A 15,911-nucleotide genomic window follows, 5' to 3' on the forward strand; every position below is an offset into this window, starting at 1 on the left:
GACCCAAACGCAGATGGCCAACATCTTAGGGTTGCCTTACCTTACTGACTGTCCGTAGCGGATCAAGAGAAGGAATCCAGCATGATCCGATCCAGAGCCGGTCACGCCTGGCGGCGGTCGATGCGGTGGGCGGCGGTCGCCGCCGTCGGCCTGTCGGCCGCACTCGTGGGCGCCGGCCCCGCCTCGGCAGCCGAGGCAGACATCACCGGTGGCGCCCTGACCTGGGGATTCAAGAAGTCGTTCCGTACCTACGTCGCGACCGGTAACGGCACCCCGCCGATCGCGGCGAGCAACGGCGCCACCATCAACGCCGACGGCACGTTCACCTTCCCGTCGGCGGGGGGCACCCACGACGCCGCCACCGGTGCCACCAACGCGGAGTACGGCGGCACCGTCGTCTTCTCGTACCCCGCGCACATGTTCACCATCACCCTGGCCAACCCGACGGTCGCCGTCTCCGGCGGTGACGCCGTGCTGAAGGCGGACGTCGACCTGGTCACGTCGGCGGCCGAGCCGGTGTCGGTACGGCAGGCGACGATCGCGACGCTCGCGCTCGGTGGGAGCCCGGCGACGGGGGGCGGCAGCAACCTGGCCGCGACGCTGACCGCCGCCGGCGCCACGGCGTTCAACGGCTTCTACGCGGCGGGTGACGCGCTCGACCCGGTGTCGTTCACGTTCACCAGCGGCGACGCCGGGCCGGCGCGCCCGGCGGTGACCGTCACCCCGCCCGGCGGGCTCGACCCGTCGGGGGCGACGATCACGGTCGAGGGCTCCGGCTTCGACCCCGCCGCCAACGGCGCGGCCGGCATCTACGTCTCGTTCGGCCCCCGGGTCGACGAGCACTGGGCGAACGCCGGCGTGCTCCAGGTGACGAAGTGGGTCAACGCGACGAACGAGCCGACGGAGGCGCGGGACAGGCTCCACGCCGACGGGACGTTCCGCACCACGCTGCCGATCAGCGCGGTCTACACCGACCGCACCGGCAACCGGGTGGACTGCACCGCCGTGCAGTGCTACGTCATCACCTTCGCGGCCCGTGGCTCGGCGGATCGCAGCCAGGACACCTTCACGCCGGTCACCTTCGCGGGGACCGGCACCGGTGGGGGCGACGCCGAGCAGCGGATCACCGCCACCGTGAAGGGCGGCCCGCTGACGCTGGGCGTGGCCGGCTCCTCCGTCGCGCTGCCGGCCGTCACCAACGGCCAGGTCGCCAGCGGGGCACTGCACGACGCCACCGTGGCGGACCTGCGGGGCACCGACGCCGGCTGGAGCCTCGTCGGGCAGGTCTCCGACTTCACCTCCAGCACCGGCGGGGTCATCGCCGCGAACAACCTCGGCTGGGTGCCGAGCGCGGTCGCGGTCGACGACCCGCTGGCCGGCAGGACCGGCACGGTCGTACCGGGCGCGGTCGCCGCGCCCGGTGCCGGCCTCGGCGAGGCCCGGTCGCTGTGCACCTCGGCGGCCGGGGCCAGCGGTGGCACCTTCACCTGCGGTGCCCAGCTGAACCTCGGGGTGCCGGTGTCCGCCGCGGCGGGCGACTACGCGGCGACCCTCACCCTGACCCTCTCCTAGGTCGGCGCCGGAACACCGGTGGGGCGGGCCCGTCACGGCCCGCCCCACCGGCCGCGCCACCGCCATCCATCCACCCGGAGCCGGCAATGCCCCTCGTCACCCTTCTGTCCCGGATCTGTGTCACGCTCGTCGCCGCGCTGCTCGCGGCGGGGCCGGCGTCGGCGGCCGTCGCCGCCCCCGCCCCCGCCTCCGGCCCGGCGACGCCCGGCCCCGCCGCGACCCGGTGGGCCGTACAGCCGTCGGGGCCCGACGGCCCGACCGGGCGCAACTACTTCATCTACGACCTGGCCCCCGGCGCCACCCTCACCGACCACCTCGGCGTCACCAACCTGAGCGACCGGCCGCTGACCTTCCAGGTGTACGGCACCGACGCCTACACCACCGCCGACGGCGCCTTCGCCCTGCTGCCGGCCGACCGGGCGGCCACCGACGTCGGCTCCTGGATCCGCTTCGACCGACGGGCCTGGACGGTGGCGCCCGGGCGCCGCGCCGACATCCCGTTCCGGCTGAGTGTGCCCGCCAACGCCACGCCGGGCGACCACGCGGGCGGGGTGATCGCCGCGATCGCCCAGGCCCGGACCACCGCCGACGGGCAGCAGGTCCGGGTGGACCAGCGACTGGCCGCGCGGGTCTACCTCCGGGTGAACGGTGACGTCCGCCCCGCCGTCGCCGTCGAGTCGGTCAGCGTCAGCTACGACAACCCGATCAATCCGGCCGGCGGCGGCGACGCCGTCGTCACCTATCGCGTACGCAACACGGGCAACGTGCGCGTCGCCGGGACGGGGGCGGTGGCCGTCGAGGGGCCGTTCGGCTGGCGGCTGGCCCGTACGGCGCCGGTGGACCTGCCCGAGTTGCTGCCCGGCGGCGCCTTCACCGTCACCGAGCGGGTCACCGGCGTGCCGCCGGCCCTCCTGCTGACCGCCGAGATCGACCTGGCGCCGACCACCGTGGACACGGCGCTGCCACCGGTACGCCGTGCCGCGAGCACGTGGGCGCCCCCGTGGCTGCTGCTCGCCGCGCTGGCCGTGCTGGCGGGCTGGCTCACGGTCCGGCTGCGCCGCCGTGCCCGCGCCGCCCGTACGGCCGGCCCCGTCGCGGTGCCCCCGACCACCCGGCCGGTGACCGGCACCGCCGGCGGCGCGCCGTGACCCGGTTCCTGCCGGCCGCCGCCGCACTGCTCACGCTGGCCTCCCCGGTGCCCGCCGTGCCGACCCCGTCCACCGCCGCCACGCCCCCGCCGTCCGCCGCGCCGGCGACGCCACGGATCGCCGTGCCGGCCGGCACGCTGCGGGCCGGCACGCAGATTCCGGTCACCCTCAGCGGCTGGCCGGCCGGCACCGTGCAGATCGAGGTCTGCGGCAACGCGGCACGCCGTGGCGCGCTCGACTGCGCGACCAGCGGGGCCGGGCACGGGCAGGTGCCGGCCTCGGGCACGGTCAGCCTGCCGGTGCGGCTCGCCGCCTCACCGGTCGGCTGCCCCTGCCTGTTGCGGGCCCGTACGCCCACCGGCGGCACCCAGGCCGCCGTCGCCCTGCCGCTGGCGGGCGTGAACGCGCCGCCCGCGCCCGTGTCGGGCGGCGCCGCGGAGCTGGTCGTCGCCGACCTGCGCGCCGCCGACCGCGCCGGGGTCGGGGGCTGGTTCGGGGTGCCGGGAGACCTGACGGTCGACCTCGCCCTGCGCAACGTCGGCCCCGCCGACGCGGTGGACCCCCCGTTCTCGCTGCTGTTCGGCCGGCCCGGGCGGGTGCACACGCTCGTCGACGCCCCGCCGCTCGGCACGATCGGGGCCGGGCAGACCCGCGAGTACCGCATCCGCGTCCCGACGGACGTGACCGTCATCGGCCGGCACGAACTGCACGGTCGCATCGAGTCGCCCACCCGGCCCGTCGCCTTCACCGTCGAGGCGGCCCGTCACCCCTGGGGCCTGCTGGGCCTGGTCGCCGCGCCGCTGCTGTGGGCGCTCGCGCGGCCGGGGCGGCGGCATCGACCGGCGCACCGGGCCGCCACCGGCGTGGCCCGGCCGCCCGTCGACCGGCGGACGTGACGCCGGACCCCGCCCGTGCCCGGTTCCCGGCCGGTCCGCCAGGCGCGACGACCCCGCTCCGCGCCCGGGGCCGGGCGCGACCGAGCCGGCCCGGACCTTGCGGGCTCAGGCCGGCGGGGGAGCGGTGCCGTGGTAGATCGCCGCCAGCCAGACGTCGCGCAGCACGTCGACCACGTCGCCCTCGGCCACCGCCGGCCCGTCGCCGGCGAACGTGGCGTACCAGACGCGCTCGTTCATGGAGTTCAGCGCGATGGCGAGGTCGCGGGCCGGCACGCCGTCGGGGGCCGCTCCGCGCCGCCGTTCGGCCTCGATCGCGGTCTCGATCGCGTGCACCCAGCGCTCCAGCACGGTCGCCCACAACTGGCGTACCTCCGCGTTGGTGCCGCGTACCTGGGCGCAGGCGAGCACCACCGCGCGGTGCGCGCCGAACGTCTCGTGGAACCGGCCGATCAGCTCCCGCCAGCGCGTGCGCGGGTCCTCGGCCAGCCGCTCCAGCACGTCCCCGGCGGCGCTGTCGGCCTCCTCGATGACCCGGTCCAGCAGCGTCAGCAGCACCGCGTCCTTGGACGGGAAGTAGAAGTAGAAGGTCGGCCGGGAGATGCCCGCTCCGCGCGCCAGCTCGTCGATGGAGATGTCGGCGAAGGGCCGCTGCCGCAGCAGCCGCTCGGCGGTGGCCAGGATGGCCAGCTCCCGTTCGTCGCCGGCGGAGCGCGCCGCGCGCCGTCCGCGCCCGGTGGCGCTGCCGGTGACCGTACGGGCGGGTGTCATGCCCGGTGACTCTACACCGGATCAACACACTGTCGATCGAACTCGACGCGGTGTTGACGCGCCTCGACAGTAGTGGCTAGTGTCCGGTGTCACACCGGCGGATGGAGACGAGATGGCCATCGACCATGTCGACGTGCTCATCGTCGGGGCCGGCCTGTCCGGCGTCGGCGCCGCCTGCCACCTGCGCCGCCGCTGCCCCGGGAAGACGTACGCGCTGCTGGAGTCCCGCGAGGCGATCGGCGGCACCTGGGACCTGTTCCGCTATCCCGGCATCCGGTCGGACTCCGACATGTTTACCCTCGGCTACTCCTTCAAGCCGTGGACCGACCCGAAGGCCATCGCCGACGGCGACTCGATCCGTGACTACGTCCGCCGCACCGCCGACGAGTACGGCGTCACCGACCACATCCGCTTCCGCCACCGGGTGCTGCGGGCCGACTGGGACAGCGCCAGCGCCCGCTGGACGGTGCACGCCCACCGCGACGACACCGGCGAGACGGTCACCCTGACCTGCTCCTTCCTGTTCACCTGCGCGGGCTACTACCGCTACGACGCCGGCCACACCCCGCGCTTCGCGGGCACCGAACGGTTCGCCGGGCGGATCGTGCACCCGCAGCACTGGCCCGCCGACCTCGACCACACCGGCAAGCGGGTGGTGGTGATCGGCAGCGGCGCCACCGCCGTGACCCTGGTGCCGGCGATGGCCGAGCGGGCCGCCCACGTCACGATGCTCCAGCGCTCACCCACGTACGTCCTGGCGCTGCCGTCGCGCGACGTGCTCGCCGACGCGCTGCGGCGCTGGCTGCCCGCGAAGGCCGCGTATCCGGTGGTGCGCTGGAAGAACGTGCTGCTCTCCACCGCCAACTTCCAGCTCAGCCGGCGTGCGCCCGCCCTGGTCCGGCGGCTGCTGCTGCGCGCGGCCCGGGGCCGGCTGCCGGCCGGCTACGACGTCGACCGGCACTTCTCGCCCCGCTACGACCCCTGGGACCAGCGGCTGTGCGTGGTGCCCGACGGCGACCTGTTCACCTCGCTGGCGCGCGGGCGGGCGTCGATCGTCACCGACACCATCGAGACGTTCACCGAGCGGGGCGTCCGGCTCGCCTCCGGCGAGGAACTGGCCGCGGACGTCGTCGTCACCGCCACCGGGCTCAACCTGCTCGCCCTCGGCGGTATGACGCTGAGCGTGGACGGCGCGCGGGTGGACCTGCCGGAGACCGTCGCGTACAAGGGCATGATGCTCTCCGGGGTGCCGAACTTCGCGATGACCATCGGGTACACCAACGCCTCGTGGACGCTCAAGGCCGACCTGGTCGCCACCTACGTCTGCCGGCTGCTGCGGCACCTGGACCGCACCGGCCAGCAGGTCGTCACCCCGCTGCCGCCCCCCGACGGGGAGCGGGAGCCGATCATCGACCTGACGGCCGGCTACGTGCTGCGCAGCGTCGACGCCCTGCCGAAGCAGGGCACCCGGGCGCCGTGGCGGCTGCACCAGAACTATGCCCGGGACGTCCTGCTGATGCGGCACGGCCGGCTCACTGACCCCGGCGTGCGGTTCTCCCGCGCCGGCACACCGGAAAGGAGGACCGTCCGTGCGTAGGTTCGTCTTCACCGGCGGCACGGCCGTGGTGACCGGCGCCGCCAGCGGGATCGGGGAGGCCCTCGCCCACGCACTCGCGCGCCGGGGCAGCGACCTGGTGCTGGTCGACCGCGACGCGGGGCGGCTCGACGCCGTCGTCGCGGCGGTCCGTGCCGCACACCCCGAACGGCAGCTCACCGCCTACGTGGTCGACCTGGCCGACGCCGCCGCCACCGCCCAGGTGGCCGAGGAGATCCGCCGGCGCCACCCGGCCGTACGACTGCTGGTCAACAACGCGGGGGTGGCGCTGGGCGGCCGGTTCGACCAGGTGAGCCTGGACGAGTTCAGCTGGGTCGTCGACGTCAACTTCCGGGCGGTGGTGCAGCTGACCCACGCGCTGCTGCCCACCCTGCGGGCCGAGCCAGGCGCGCACCTGGTCAACCTGTCCAGCCTCTTCGGGATCATCGCCCCTGCCGGGCAGACCGCCTACGCGGCCAGCAAGTACGCCGTGCGCGGCTTCACCGAGGCGCTGCGTCAGGAGCTGGCCGGCGACGGCATCGGGGTGACCTGCGTACACCCGGGCGGCATCCGCACCCGGATCGCGCAGAACGCCCGGGTGGGCAGCGGCGTGCCCGCCGAGGAGTTCGAGACCGGCCGCCGGCAGTTCGAGAGACTGCTGACCATCGACCCCGCCAGGGCCGCCGAGGTGATCCTGCGCGGCGTGCACCGCCGCCGGGGTCGGGTGCTGATCGGCTGGTCGGCGAAGCTGCCCGATCTGCTGGCCCGGGTGGCGCCGGTGTCGTACCAGCGGGTCCTGGCCTTCGGGCTCAACCGGATCGCGGGCGAGCCCGCCCGCCGGCTCACCACCGGGCCGCCCGCCCCCACGCAGCGGCAGCCGGAGGCGACCCCGGCGGCCGACACCGCCGGGGAGCCGGCGTGAGCGCCCCGGCCCGGCGGCACGTCACCGTCGACGGCCGGCGCGTGTGCCACCGCGTCGACGGCGACGGGCCGCCGGTGCTGCTGCTGCACGGCATCGGCCGCACCCTGCGCGACTTCACCGAGCTGCACGAACTGCTCGCCGAGCGGTTCCGGGTGCACAGCGTCGACCTGCCCGGCTACGGCGGTTCGCTGCCGATGGCCCGCCCCTGCACCCTGCCGGCGCTGGGCGAGTTCGCCGCCCGCTACCTCGACGCCGTGGGCGTCAACCAGCCGGCGCACGTGGTCGGCAACTCCCTCGGCGGTGCGGTCGCCATGCGCCTCGCGGCCTCCGAACCGGACCGGGTGGCCAGCCTGACGTTGGTCAACAGCGCCGGCTTCGGCCGGGAGGTGACCATCGCGCTGCGGCTGCTGGCGCTGCGCCCGCTGGGCCGGCTGCTGCTGCGGCCCAACCGCTGGGTCGCCCGCCGCGTGGAGCGCGCCCTCTTCCACGACCCGGCCCTCGCCACCGCCGAACGCGTCGCCCACGCCCTGACGGTCGCCCGCCAGCCGTACGCCGCCCGGGTCATGCTGGAGACCGCGCGCAGCCTCGGCACCTTCCGTGGCGTGAGCCCGCAGTGGCGTGAGGAACTGCTGGCCGAGGTGGCGCGGCTCGACCTGCCCACCCTGGTCGTCTGGGGCGACCGGGACCTGATCCTGCCGGCGACGCACCTCGACGCCGCCCGGTCCCGGCTGCCGAAGGCGCGCTCCCACCTGTTCGCCGACTGCGGGCACATGCCGCAGATCGAGTGCGCCGAGGAGTTCCACCGCCTGCTCGTGGACTTCTGGGCCGAGGCCGCCGTCGGCAGGTGAGGGGGCGGCGGCACGGGGAAAGCGGGCCCGGTGCCCGAGCTGACCCTCTTCCTCGGCGGCGACGTGATGACCGGCCGGGGCGTGGACGCGATCCTGCCCGCCCCCGGCCCGCCCGAGCTGCGCGAACCGGCGGTACGCGACGCCCGCGACTACGTCGAGCTGGCCCGGGCCGCCAGCGGGCCGATGCCGCGTCCGGCACCCCCGACCTGGCCGTGGGGCGAGGCGCTCGACCTGCTCGACGCCGTACGGCCCGACGCGCGGGTGGTCAACCTGGAGACCGCGGTGACCGGCCGGGGCGGGCACGCCCCGGCCAAGGCCATCCACTACCGGATGCACCCGGCGAACCTGGCCTGCCTGACCGCGGCCCGGCTCGACGTCTGCGCCCTGGCCAACAACCACAGCCTCGACTTCGGCCCGGTGGGACTCACCGACACCCTCGACGCCCTCGGCGGCGCCGGCATCGCCACGGCGGGCGCCGGCCGGGACGCGGCGGCGGCCTGGCGGCCCGCCCGGGTGCCGCTGCGCGCGGGCGGCCGGCTGCTCGTCTGGTCGGTGGCCGCGCCGTCGAGCGGGGTGCCCCCGCCCTGGGCGGCCACCACCGGGGCACCCGGGGTGGCGTACCTGCCGGAGGTCTCGGTCGCCACGGCGGACGCGCTGGCCGGGCGGATCGCCGCCGTGGCCGGGCCGGGCGACCGGGTGCTGGTCTCCGTGCACTGGGGCACCAACTGGGGGTACGAGGTGCCGCCCGCGCACGTCGACTTCGCCCACCGCCTCGTCGACGCCGGCGTGGACGTGGTGCACGGTCACTCGTCGCACCACCCCCGCCCCGTCGAGGTGTACCGCGACCGGCTGATCCTCTACGGCTGCGGCGACCTGGTCGACGACTACGAGGGGATCGGCGGGCGGGAGGCGTACCGGCCGTGGCTGCGGCTGCTGTGGCTGCCGACCCTCGACGCGGCCACCGGGGCGCTGCGGCGACTGCGGGCGGCCCCGGTGCGGATGCGCCGGATGCGGTTGGAGCGGGCCGCGCCCGACGAGACCCGCTGGCTGGCGGGGCTGCTCGACGGCTTCGGCCCGCCGTTCGCATCCGGGTTCGTCCCCGACGGCGACGGGCTGCTGACGCTGCGCGCGCACTGACGGTGGCCCGCGCCACGTCCGGCGGGGGCGCGGGGGCACGCCCGGGCGGCCGACCCACCATAGATACATGACGCATCCCTCCCCGGTAAGCCGGACGGCCGCGCCCTCGGCCGCCGAGCGGGCCTACCGGCACCTCAAGCGCGAGATCCTGGAGCAGATCCACCCGGGCGGCTCGCTGATCAGCGAGGGGGAGATCGCCGACGCCACCGGGGTCTCCCGCACCCCCGTCCGGGAGGCGCTGCTGCGCCTGGAGGCGGAGGGACTGGTCCGGCTCTATCCCAAGCGGGGCGCGCTGATCCGCCCGGTCTCCGCCCGGGAGATCAACGACGTGATCGAGGCGCGGCGGCTGGTCGAGCTGCACGCCGCCGAGCGGGTCTGGCCCCGGCGTACGGCGCTGCGGGGCGACCTCGCCGCCCGGCTGGCCGAGATGCGCGACGCGCACGCCGCCGGCGACCTGACCGCGCTGATGCTGGCCGACCGGGCCTTCCACGCCACCGTGGTGGACGCGGCCGGCAACGAGATCCTCGCCGAGCTGTACCAGCGGCTGCGCGACCGGCAACTGCGGATGGGCGAGGCCAGCTTCCGGCTCTCGCCCGGCTGGGCCGAGACGGCGCTCACCGAGCACGCCGAGCAGGTCGCGGCGCTCGACTCCGACGACCCCCGGCGCTGGCTCGCCGCCGTCGCCGCGCACATCGACAACGCCGCGGCCGTGCTGCGGGCCCTGCGGTGAGGGTGCTGACCGCACCGGACTCCGCGCGCCGGTCCGGAGCCGGCCTCGTCTGGGCCGTGGCCGTGGCCGCGTACGTGGCCGCCGTGTTCCACCGCGGCTCGCTCGGCGTCACCGCCGTCGACGCCGCGCACCGCTTCGAGGTCAACGCCTCGGCGCTGGCCACCTTCTCCGTCGCCCAGCTCGCCGTGTACGCGGCGATGCAGGTCCCGGTGGGGGTGCTGCTCGACAGGTTCGGCTCCCGCCTGCTGCTCATCGCCGGCGGCGCGCTGATGGTCGCCGGCCAGCTCTGCTTCGCCCTCGCCACCGACGTGCCCCTGGCGATCGCCGGCCGCGTGCTGATCGGGCTCGGCGACGCGATGACCTTCATCAGCGTGCTGCGCATCGTGGCGCTGTGGTTCCCGGGCCGGCGCTACCCGATGATGACCCAGCTCACCGGCACGCTCGGCCAGCTCGGAGCGATCCTCGGCGCCCTGCCGCTGGTGGCGCTGCTGCACTGGGCGGGCTGGACCTCCGCCTTCCTCACCGCCGCCGCCGTCGGGGCGAGCGTGCTGCTGATGGTCGTCGTCGCCGTCCGGGACACCCCGGGCGGACCGCCCCCGGCCGGCGCGGCGCCCACCCTCACCGACGTACGCCGGGAACTGCTCGCCGCGTGGGCGGCGCCGGGCACCCGACTGGGGCTCTGGACACACTTCGTCACCCAGTTCTCCGGGGCCGTGTTCGCCCTGCTCTGGGGGTACCCCTTCCTGGTGCAGGGCCAGGGGCTCAGCCCGACCGCGGCGGCCTCGCTGCTCACCCTGATGACCGCCGCCATGCTGCTGATGGGGCCGGTGGTCGCACACCTCTGCGCCCGGCACCCGTTCCACCGCTCGGTGCTGGTCTTCGCGATCACCGGCGCCACCGCCGCGGTCTGGGCCGTCGTGCTCGCCTGGCCGGGACGGGCGCCGGCCTGGCTGCTGGTGGTGCTGGTGCTGGTGCTCGCCGTCAACGGCCCGGGCTCCCTCATCGGGTTCGACTACGCGCGCAGCTTCAACCCGGTGAACCGGATCGGCAGCGCCACCGGCGTCGTCAACGTCGGCGGCTTCGTCGCCTCGATCGTGCTGGTGCTGGCCGTCGGCCTGGTGCTCGACCTGGCCACCCCCGCCGGACAGGCCACCCCGGACCTGACCGCCTTCCGGTGGGCCTTCGCCGTGCAGTACGTCCTCTGGGCGCTCGGCGCGGTACAGGTGCTGCGCTACCGCAACGCGGCCCGCCGCGAACTCGCCGCGCGGGCACCCGCCGCGACGCCGACCTGACCCCCGGCTCGCGCCCGGCGCCCGCCCGGACAGGCCCGGCCGCCCGGTCACGGGGATAACCGCCCGTCGGCCCCGGATCGTCCGCGACGATCGGGGTAGTTTCGCCCGAGGAACGTGATCGGGGTGTCGCGTCAGCGCACCGACGGGACGGCGGCGCGACGCGTCGGCGTGGATCAGGAGGAACCGTGAGCCAGCAGGTCAGGGGAGTCATCTCCCGCAGCAAGGGCGCGCCGGTCGAGGTGACCACGATCGTGCTGCCGGATCCGGGGCCGGGCGAGGCGATCGTACGCATCCAGTCCTGCGGGGTCTGCCACACCGACCTGCACTACCGGGAGGGCGGCATCAACGACGACTACCCGTTCCTGCTGGGGCACGAGGCCGCCGGCGTCGTCGAGCAGGTCGGGTCGGGCGTGGACACCGTCGCGCCCGGCGACTTCGTGGTGCTCAACTGGCGGGCCGTCTGCGGCGTGTGCCGGGCCTGCCGCCGGGGCCGCCCGTGGTACTGCTTCGCCACCCACAACGCCACGCGGAAGATGACCCTCACCGACGGCACCGAGCTCACGCCCGCGCTGGGCATCGGCGCCTTCGCGGAGAAGACCCTGGTGCACGCCGGCCAGTGCACCAAGGTCGACCCGGCGGCCCGGCCCGCCGCCGTCGGGCTGCTCGGCTGCGGCGTGATGGCCGGCCTCGGCGCCGCCATGAACACCGGCGGGGTCACCCGTGGCGACTCGGTGGCCGTGATCGGCTGCGGCGGCGTCGGCGACGCGGCGGTCGCCGGTGCCGCGCTGGCCGGCGCGACGACGATCGTCGCCGTGGACACCGACCCCCGCAAGCTCGACTGGGCCCGGAAGTTCGGTGCCACCCACACCGTCAACGCCCGGGAGGACGACCCGGTCGAGGCGATCCGCGCCGCCACCGGTGGCTTCGGCGCCGACGTGGTGATCGACGCGGTCGGCCGCCCCGAGACCTGGAAGCAGGCCTTCTACGCCCGCGACCTCGCCGGCACCGTCGTGCTGGTGGGCGTACCGACTCCGGAGATGACCGTCGACCTGCCGCTGCTGGACGTCTTCGGCCGGGGCGGCGCGCTGAAGTCGAGCTGGTACGGCGACTGCCTGCCCAGCCGCGACTTCCCCCTGCTCACCGAGCTCTACCTGCAGGGCCGGCTCGACCTGGACGCCTTCGTCACCGAGGAGATCGCCCTGGACCAGGTCGAGGAGGCGTTCGCCCGGATGCACCGCGGCGACGTGCTGCGCTCGGTGGTGGTGCTCTGATGACGGCCCGCGTCGACCACGCCGTCACCTCCGGCACGTTCTCCCTCGACGGCCAGACCTTCGACGTCGACAACAACGTGTGGGTGGTCGGCGACGACACCGAGTGCGTCGTCGTCGACGCTCCCCACGACGTCGACGCGATCCTGGCCGCCGTCGGCGACCGGCGGGTCCGGGCGATCCTCGCCACCCACGCGCACGACGACCACGTCCGGGTGGCCCCGGCGCTGGCCCGGGCCACCGGCGCGCCGGTGCTGCTGCACCCCGCCGACCGGGTGCTGTGGGACATGGTGCACCCCGACGAGGCGCCGGGCGGGGACCTGCGCGACGGGCAGGTCGTCGAGGTGGCCGGCACCGCGTTGACCGTGCTGCACACGCCCGGCCACAGCCCCGGCGCGTGCAGTTTCCACGCGCCGCAGCTCGGCGTGGTGTTCACCGGCGACACGCTCTTCGCCGGCGGGCCGGGGGCGACGGGACGCTCGTACAGCGACTTCGGCACGATCGTCGCCTCGATCCGGGACCGGCTGCTCACCCTCCCGCCGGAGACGGTCGTGCACACCGGGCACGGGGAGAGCACCAGCATCGGCGTGGAAGCTCCCCACCTCGACGAGTGGCTGGCCCGGGGGCACTGATCCCGAGCCCCGGCGGCGGCCCGGGGAGCCGTCCAGCGGCTGTCCGGGCCGCCGCCGTGTCGTCGCCCACCCGCCCCGGCTGTCCTCGCCGCCGGGCCGTGACCAGGCCGACGCGACCGCTCGTCTAGGCTCTGCCGACATGACGGACGACGCCGGCAGCCCTCCCGCCGTACGCCAGTTGCGCCTGGTGGTGGAGGCCGAGGACTACGACGCCGCGGTGGCGTTCTTCCGGGACGCGCTGGGCATGCCCGAACAGGCCGCGTTCGCCGGGGAGGGGGACGCGCGGGTGGTGATCCTCGACGCCGGCCGGGCCACGCTGGAGATCGCCAACCCGGCGCAGAAGCGGATGATCGACGAGGTGGAGGTCGGCCGGCAGGTCGCCCCGAAGCTGCGGGTGGCCTTCGAGGTGGACGACAGCCGCGCCGCCACCCGCCGCCTGATCTCCGCCGGCGCCACCGAGATCGCCCCACCCACGGTGACGCCGTGGCAGTCGCTCAACGCGCGCCTCGACGCCCCGGCGGGCCTCCAGATCACCCTCTTCCAGGAGCTGCGCGGCGGCGACGAAGGGGCAGCGCCGGGCGACCCCGGCACCCGCGACGACAGGGCGTGAGCGGGCGGGCGGCCCACGCCGCCCCGATCGCTTGCGCGGCGGCCTCGGTGGGCCGTCCCGCAGGGCCGACACGCGTCACTCTCCAGCACCTCAAGCAGCCCTGGCACGTCCTGGTCCGCTTCGGCGCCCGCGCGACGCGGGTACGCCGCTGCGCCTCGGTGCCGCCGCGTACGGCCTGAGGCTCTCCGGCCGGGGCGTTGGTGCCCCTGCGTCCGGTCCGTCGAGTGACCCCGGTCGCAGCTGCCCGAGGTCGGTGTATTTCCGGAATGACCGACAGGCCCGGCTGGTTGTGTCCCCCAGACCGCCGGAGCCGAAACCCCGTCCGGCGCGGAATTTCCCCCGAGGAGTGCTCATCCAGGAGCGCTTCGCCTGACCGAAAGGGCAACCATCGTGAAGTACGACTTCACTCGATGGCTCCCGGCCATCGCGAAGGACTCGAAGGATCCGAACCGCAAGATCGCGCTGAGCGTGGTGGGTGTGGCTGCCCTCGGTGGCCTCGCGCTGGGGCCGACGGCCGTGGCCGCACCGGTCACGTCCACGCCCCACGAGGGTGCCGTGGCGGCGATCGAGCAGGCCACCGGCAAGACCCTGCCGGGCCCGGCCGAGGAGTCGGCACCGACCACGGGCGGTACGACCACCAAGCCGTCCGCCGGGAAGCCCAGCCGCGAGGAACTCATCCCGCACGGCGTGCAGGGCGCCCAGTCGCGCATCCCGCTCGACGACGCGCAGCTCGCCAACGCCAAGGCCATCATCGAGGAGGCCAAGGAGACCGGCGTGGGTGAGCGGGGCGCCGTCATCGGGATCGCCACCTCGCTGCAGGAGTCGAAGCTCTACAACCTCGGCCACCTCGGGGCATACAACGACCACGACTCGCAGGGCCTGTTCCAGCAGCGCCCGTCGTCGGGTTGGGGTTCGCCCGACCAGATCACCGACCCCGAGTACGCCTCGCAGGCGTTCTTCCGGGCGCTCAAGAACGTCGGCGGCTGGCAGGACCTGCCGCTGACCTCCGCCGCACAGACCGTGCAGGTCTCGGCCTACCCCTTCGCGTACGCGCAGTGGGAGGAGCAGGCGGCGGACATCGTCGCCCAGCTCTGGTGACGTTCGCGTGACACCGGCCGGCCCCCGCACCCGGGGGCCGGCCGGTCCCGTCCGTGCCGGCGACGCCCCGCCTCCGGACCGCTGTCCGGCCGGCAGCCCGGGTGCAGCGTCTCGTCGTGGTGGGCCAGCCCGGCCCTGTCGGAGTTGCCCCGCCCACGAGACCACTTCCCGCCCGGGCTCGCCCGCCATCGGAGGCCACCGGTGGAACACCAGGGGCGTCACCGGGGCCGGGAGACCCCCCTGGTGTTCCACCGGTGGCCGTCGCCCAGCGCTTTTGCTCTCGACTCCGTCCCGCGCGCGGCGTTCGGTTCAGGCCACGGTGTCCGGGTGGCGGCTCGCGGCGTCGGGGTTGCCCGGTGGGCGGGGTGTCCGGTTCGGGGGTGTGACCGGCCGCATCGTGGGGGTGGAATCGTGGCCGGGGCGGGGTCGTTACACCATGCGTACGGCTGAGCAAGGCCAACCCCGTTCCGTGCGGGCAGGGGCCATCGTCCGAGGGAACGAGGCCACACCGCCTCGATCGAGGTGGCGGGCTGGGATCCCGGGGAATGGTGGCGGGCCGGTCGTGGTTACACATGGTCGCGGTCGACGTGAGGGCATTCCCCTGCCCCGCGGGACAGCCCGGTTTCCGCAGGCTGGCGTGACCGATCTGATCTTCTCCAGTCTCTTGCTGGAGTTTCCCCTTTGAGTTCGTTGGGCGCCTGACGGTGCTTGCATCCGCGTGTAGCCGATCCCCCTCGGTGCGTGGGTGTCGACCCCCGAATGGAGCATCTGTGATGAACACGATTCTGCGTAAGAGCGTTCTTGGTGTTGCGGGTCTGGCGTTTGCCGGTGGCGTGTTCGCGGGTCCGGTTGCCGCGCATGCCGCGCCGGTGGTGGAGTCGGTGCCGGTGGCGGTGGCGGCTGACAAGCCGTCGGTCGACAAGGGCAAGTTGGTGCCGCATGGTGTGCAGGGTGCGCAGTCGCGGGTCGACCTGTCCGACGAGCAGGTGGCCAATGTGAAGGCGATCATCGCGGCGACGAAGAAGGCCGGTATGGATGAGCGTGCGGCCGTGGTGTCGATCGCGACCGCGTTGCAGGAGTCGAAGTTGGAGAACCTGGGTCATCTGGGTGACCGCAACGACCATGACTCGCAGGGCCTGTTCCAGCAGCGTCCGTCCAGCGGGTGGGGCACGGTCGAGCAGATCACCGACCCGGAGTACTCGACGACGGCGTTCCTGAAGGGCCTGAAGCAGGTCGACGGGTGGCAGGAGATGCCGCTGACCAAGGCCGCGCAGACGGTGCAGGTGTCGGCGTACCCGGATCACTACGCCCAGTGGGAGCAGATGGCCGCCGACCTGGTGACCGAGCACTGGAACAGCTGACTCGCGCACGTGAATGAGTGATGCCGCTGGCCGGT

16 protein-coding genes are annotated in these 15,911 nt (G+C 74.8%); 15 read left to right on the top strand and 1 reads right to left on the bottom strand.

Going from position 1 to position 15,911, the window contains the following annotated elements:
- Positions 1 to 81: 81 nt before the first annotated feature.
- The 3 genes from ACGFIR_RS13185 to ACGFIR_RS13195 all read left to right on the top strand — a co-directional run bounded on the left by ACGFIR_RS13185 (position 82) and on the right by ACGFIR_RS13195 (position 3,616).
- Entirely contained in the window at positions 82 to 1,572 is a 1,491-nt protein-coding gene (locus ACGFIR_RS13185; RefSeq protein WP_393007566.1) for an HtaA domain-containing protein, read from the top strand.
- Positions 1,573 to 1,658: 86 nt separating this feature from the next.
- Positions 1,659 to 2,720 carry a WxL protein peptidoglycan domain-containing protein gene (locus ACGFIR_RS13190; protein WP_393144994.1) on the top strand — a complete coding sequence of 354 codons (1,062 nt, stop codon included), beginning with the start codon at positions 1,659 to 1,661 and terminating at the stop codon, positions 2,718 to 2,720.
- Positions 2,717 to 3,616, top strand: coding sequence for a hypothetical protein (locus tag ACGFIR_RS13195; protein WP_393144996.1), 900 nt, complete (start codon positions 2,717 to 2,719; stop codon positions 3,614 to 3,616). The genes ACGFIR_RS13190 and ACGFIR_RS13195 overlap by 4 nt, the downstream gene beginning before the upstream one ends.
- A 105-nt stretch (positions 3,617 to 3,721) precedes the next feature.
- Here the strand turns inward: ACGFIR_RS13195 and ACGFIR_RS13200 are convergent, their stop codons facing one another.
- A complete protein-coding gene (locus ACGFIR_RS13200; RefSeq protein WP_393144998.1) occupies positions 3,722 to 4,384 on the bottom strand; it encodes a TetR/AcrR family transcriptional regulator in 663 nt (220 codons plus the stop codon).
- 112 nt (positions 4,385 to 4,496) lie between these two features.
- On the opposite strand from ACGFIR_RS13200, the gene ACGFIR_RS13205 reads away from it, so the two are divergent.
- From ACGFIR_RS13205 to ACGFIR_RS13260, 12 genes are all read left to right on the top strand, one after another.
- Positions 4,497 to 5,981 carry a flavin-containing monooxygenase gene (locus ACGFIR_RS13205; protein WP_393145000.1) on the top strand — a complete coding sequence of 495 codons (1,485 nt, stop codon included), beginning with the start codon at positions 4,497 to 4,499 and terminating at the stop codon, positions 5,979 to 5,981.
- Positions 5,974 to 6,900 (top strand): SDR family NAD(P)-dependent oxidoreductase, encoded by a 927-nt coding sequence (locus ACGFIR_RS13210; protein WP_393007576.1) that lies wholly within the window; start codon positions 5,974 to 5,976, stop codon positions 6,898 to 6,900. The genes ACGFIR_RS13205 and ACGFIR_RS13210 overlap by 8 nt, the downstream gene beginning before the upstream one ends.
- Entirely contained in the window at positions 6,897 to 7,748 is an 852-nt protein-coding gene (locus tag ACGFIR_RS13215) for an alpha/beta fold hydrolase (RefSeq protein ID WP_393145002.1), read from the top strand. Before ACGFIR_RS13210 ends, ACGFIR_RS13215 begins: the two co-directional genes overlap by 4 nt.
- 30 nt (positions 7,749 to 7,778) lie before the next feature.
- Positions 7,779 to 8,885 carry a CapA family protein gene (locus ACGFIR_RS13220; RefSeq protein WP_393145004.1) on the top strand — a complete coding sequence of 369 codons (1,107 nt, stop codon included), beginning with the start codon at positions 7,779 to 7,781 and terminating at the stop codon, positions 8,883 to 8,885.
- 67 nt (positions 8,886 to 8,952) lie between these two features.
- Entirely contained in the window at positions 8,953 to 9,615 is a 663-nt protein-coding gene (locus ACGFIR_RS13225) for a GntR family transcriptional regulator (protein WP_393145006.1), read from the top strand.
- 2 nt (positions 9,616 to 9,617) lie between these two features.
- The gene (locus ACGFIR_RS13230) at positions 9,618 to 10,907 is read left to right on the top strand and encodes a nitrate/nitrite transporter (protein ID WP_393145008.1); all 1,290 of its coding nucleotides are present in this window, start codon (positions 9,618 to 9,620) and stop codon (positions 10,905 to 10,907) included.
- A gap of 185 nt (positions 10,908 to 11,092) precedes the next feature.
- Positions 11,093 to 12,178: an S-(hydroxymethyl)mycothiol dehydrogenase gene (locus tag ACGFIR_RS13235; protein ID WP_393145010.1), complete on the top strand. Its 1,086-nt coding sequence runs from the start codon at positions 11,093 to 11,095 to the stop codon at positions 12,176 to 12,178.
- Positions 12,178 to 12,807: an MBL fold metallo-hydrolase gene (locus tag ACGFIR_RS13240; RefSeq protein ID WP_393145012.1), complete on the top strand. Its 630-nt coding sequence runs from the start codon at positions 12,178 to 12,180 to the stop codon at positions 12,805 to 12,807. Before ACGFIR_RS13235 ends, ACGFIR_RS13240 begins: the two co-directional genes overlap by 1 nt.
- 139 nt (positions 12,808 to 12,946) lie before the next feature.
- Complete coding sequence (locus ACGFIR_RS13245) at positions 12,947 to 13,417, top strand: VOC family protein (RefSeq protein WP_393145014.1); 471 nt, start codon at positions 12,947 to 12,949, stop codon at positions 13,415 to 13,417.
- Between the two features lie 47 nt (positions 13,418 to 13,464).
- A complete protein-coding gene (locus tag ACGFIR_RS13250; protein ID WP_393145016.1) occupies positions 13,465 to 13,596 on the top strand; it encodes a hypothetical protein in 132 nt (43 codons plus the stop codon).
- Between the two features lie 211 nt (positions 13,597 to 13,807).
- Positions 13,808 to 14,515, top strand: a complete 708-nt coding sequence (locus tag ACGFIR_RS13255) for a hypothetical protein (protein WP_393145018.1) — start codon at positions 13,808 to 13,810, stop codon at positions 14,513 to 14,515.
- Between the two features lie 773 nt (positions 14,516 to 15,288).
- Positions 15,289 to 15,876, top strand: coding sequence for a hypothetical protein (locus tag ACGFIR_RS13260; protein ID WP_393145020.1), 588 nt, complete (start codon positions 15,289 to 15,291; stop codon positions 15,874 to 15,876).
- The last annotated feature ends 35 nt before the right edge of the window (positions 15,877 to 15,911 follow it).

It is taken from the genome of Micromonospora sp. NPDC049051, assembly GCF_043197575.1.
GTDB lineage: Bacteria > Actinomycetota > Actinomycetes > Mycobacteriales > Micromonosporaceae > Micromonospora.

Excerpts from the sequence above, each read along its gene's own strand:
- ACGFIR_RS13185 (WP_393007566.1), top strand. The coding sequence starts at position 82 with ATGATCCGATCCAGAGCCGGTCACGCCTGGCGGCGGTCGATGCGGTGG.
- ACGFIR_RS13190 (WP_393144994.1), top strand. The coding sequence starts at position 1,659 with ATGCCCCTCGTCACCCTTCTGTCCCGGATCTGTGTCACGCTCGTCGCC.
- ACGFIR_RS13200 (WP_393144998.1), bottom strand. The coding sequence starts at position 4,384 with ATGACACCCGCCCGTACGGTCACCGGCAGCGCCACCGGGCGCGGACGG.
- ACGFIR_RS13205 (WP_393145000.1), top strand. The coding sequence starts at position 4,497 with ATGGCCATCGACCATGTCGACGTGCTCATCGTCGGGGCCGGCCTGTCC.
- ACGFIR_RS13225 (WP_393145006.1), top strand. The coding sequence starts at position 8,953 with ATGACGCATCCCTCCCCGGTAAGCCGGACGGCCGCGCCCTCGGCCGCC.
- ACGFIR_RS13240 (WP_393145012.1), top strand. The coding sequence starts at position 12,178 with ATGACGGCCCGCGTCGACCACGCCGTCACCTCCGGCACGTTCTCCCTC.
- ACGFIR_RS13245 (WP_393145014.1), top strand. The coding sequence starts at position 12,947 with ATGACGGACGACGCCGGCAGCCCTCCCGCCGTACGCCAGTTGCGCCTG.
- ACGFIR_RS13260 (WP_393145020.1), top strand. The coding sequence starts at position 15,289 with ATGAACACGATTCTGCGTAAGAGCGTTCTTGGTGTTGCGGGTCTGGCG.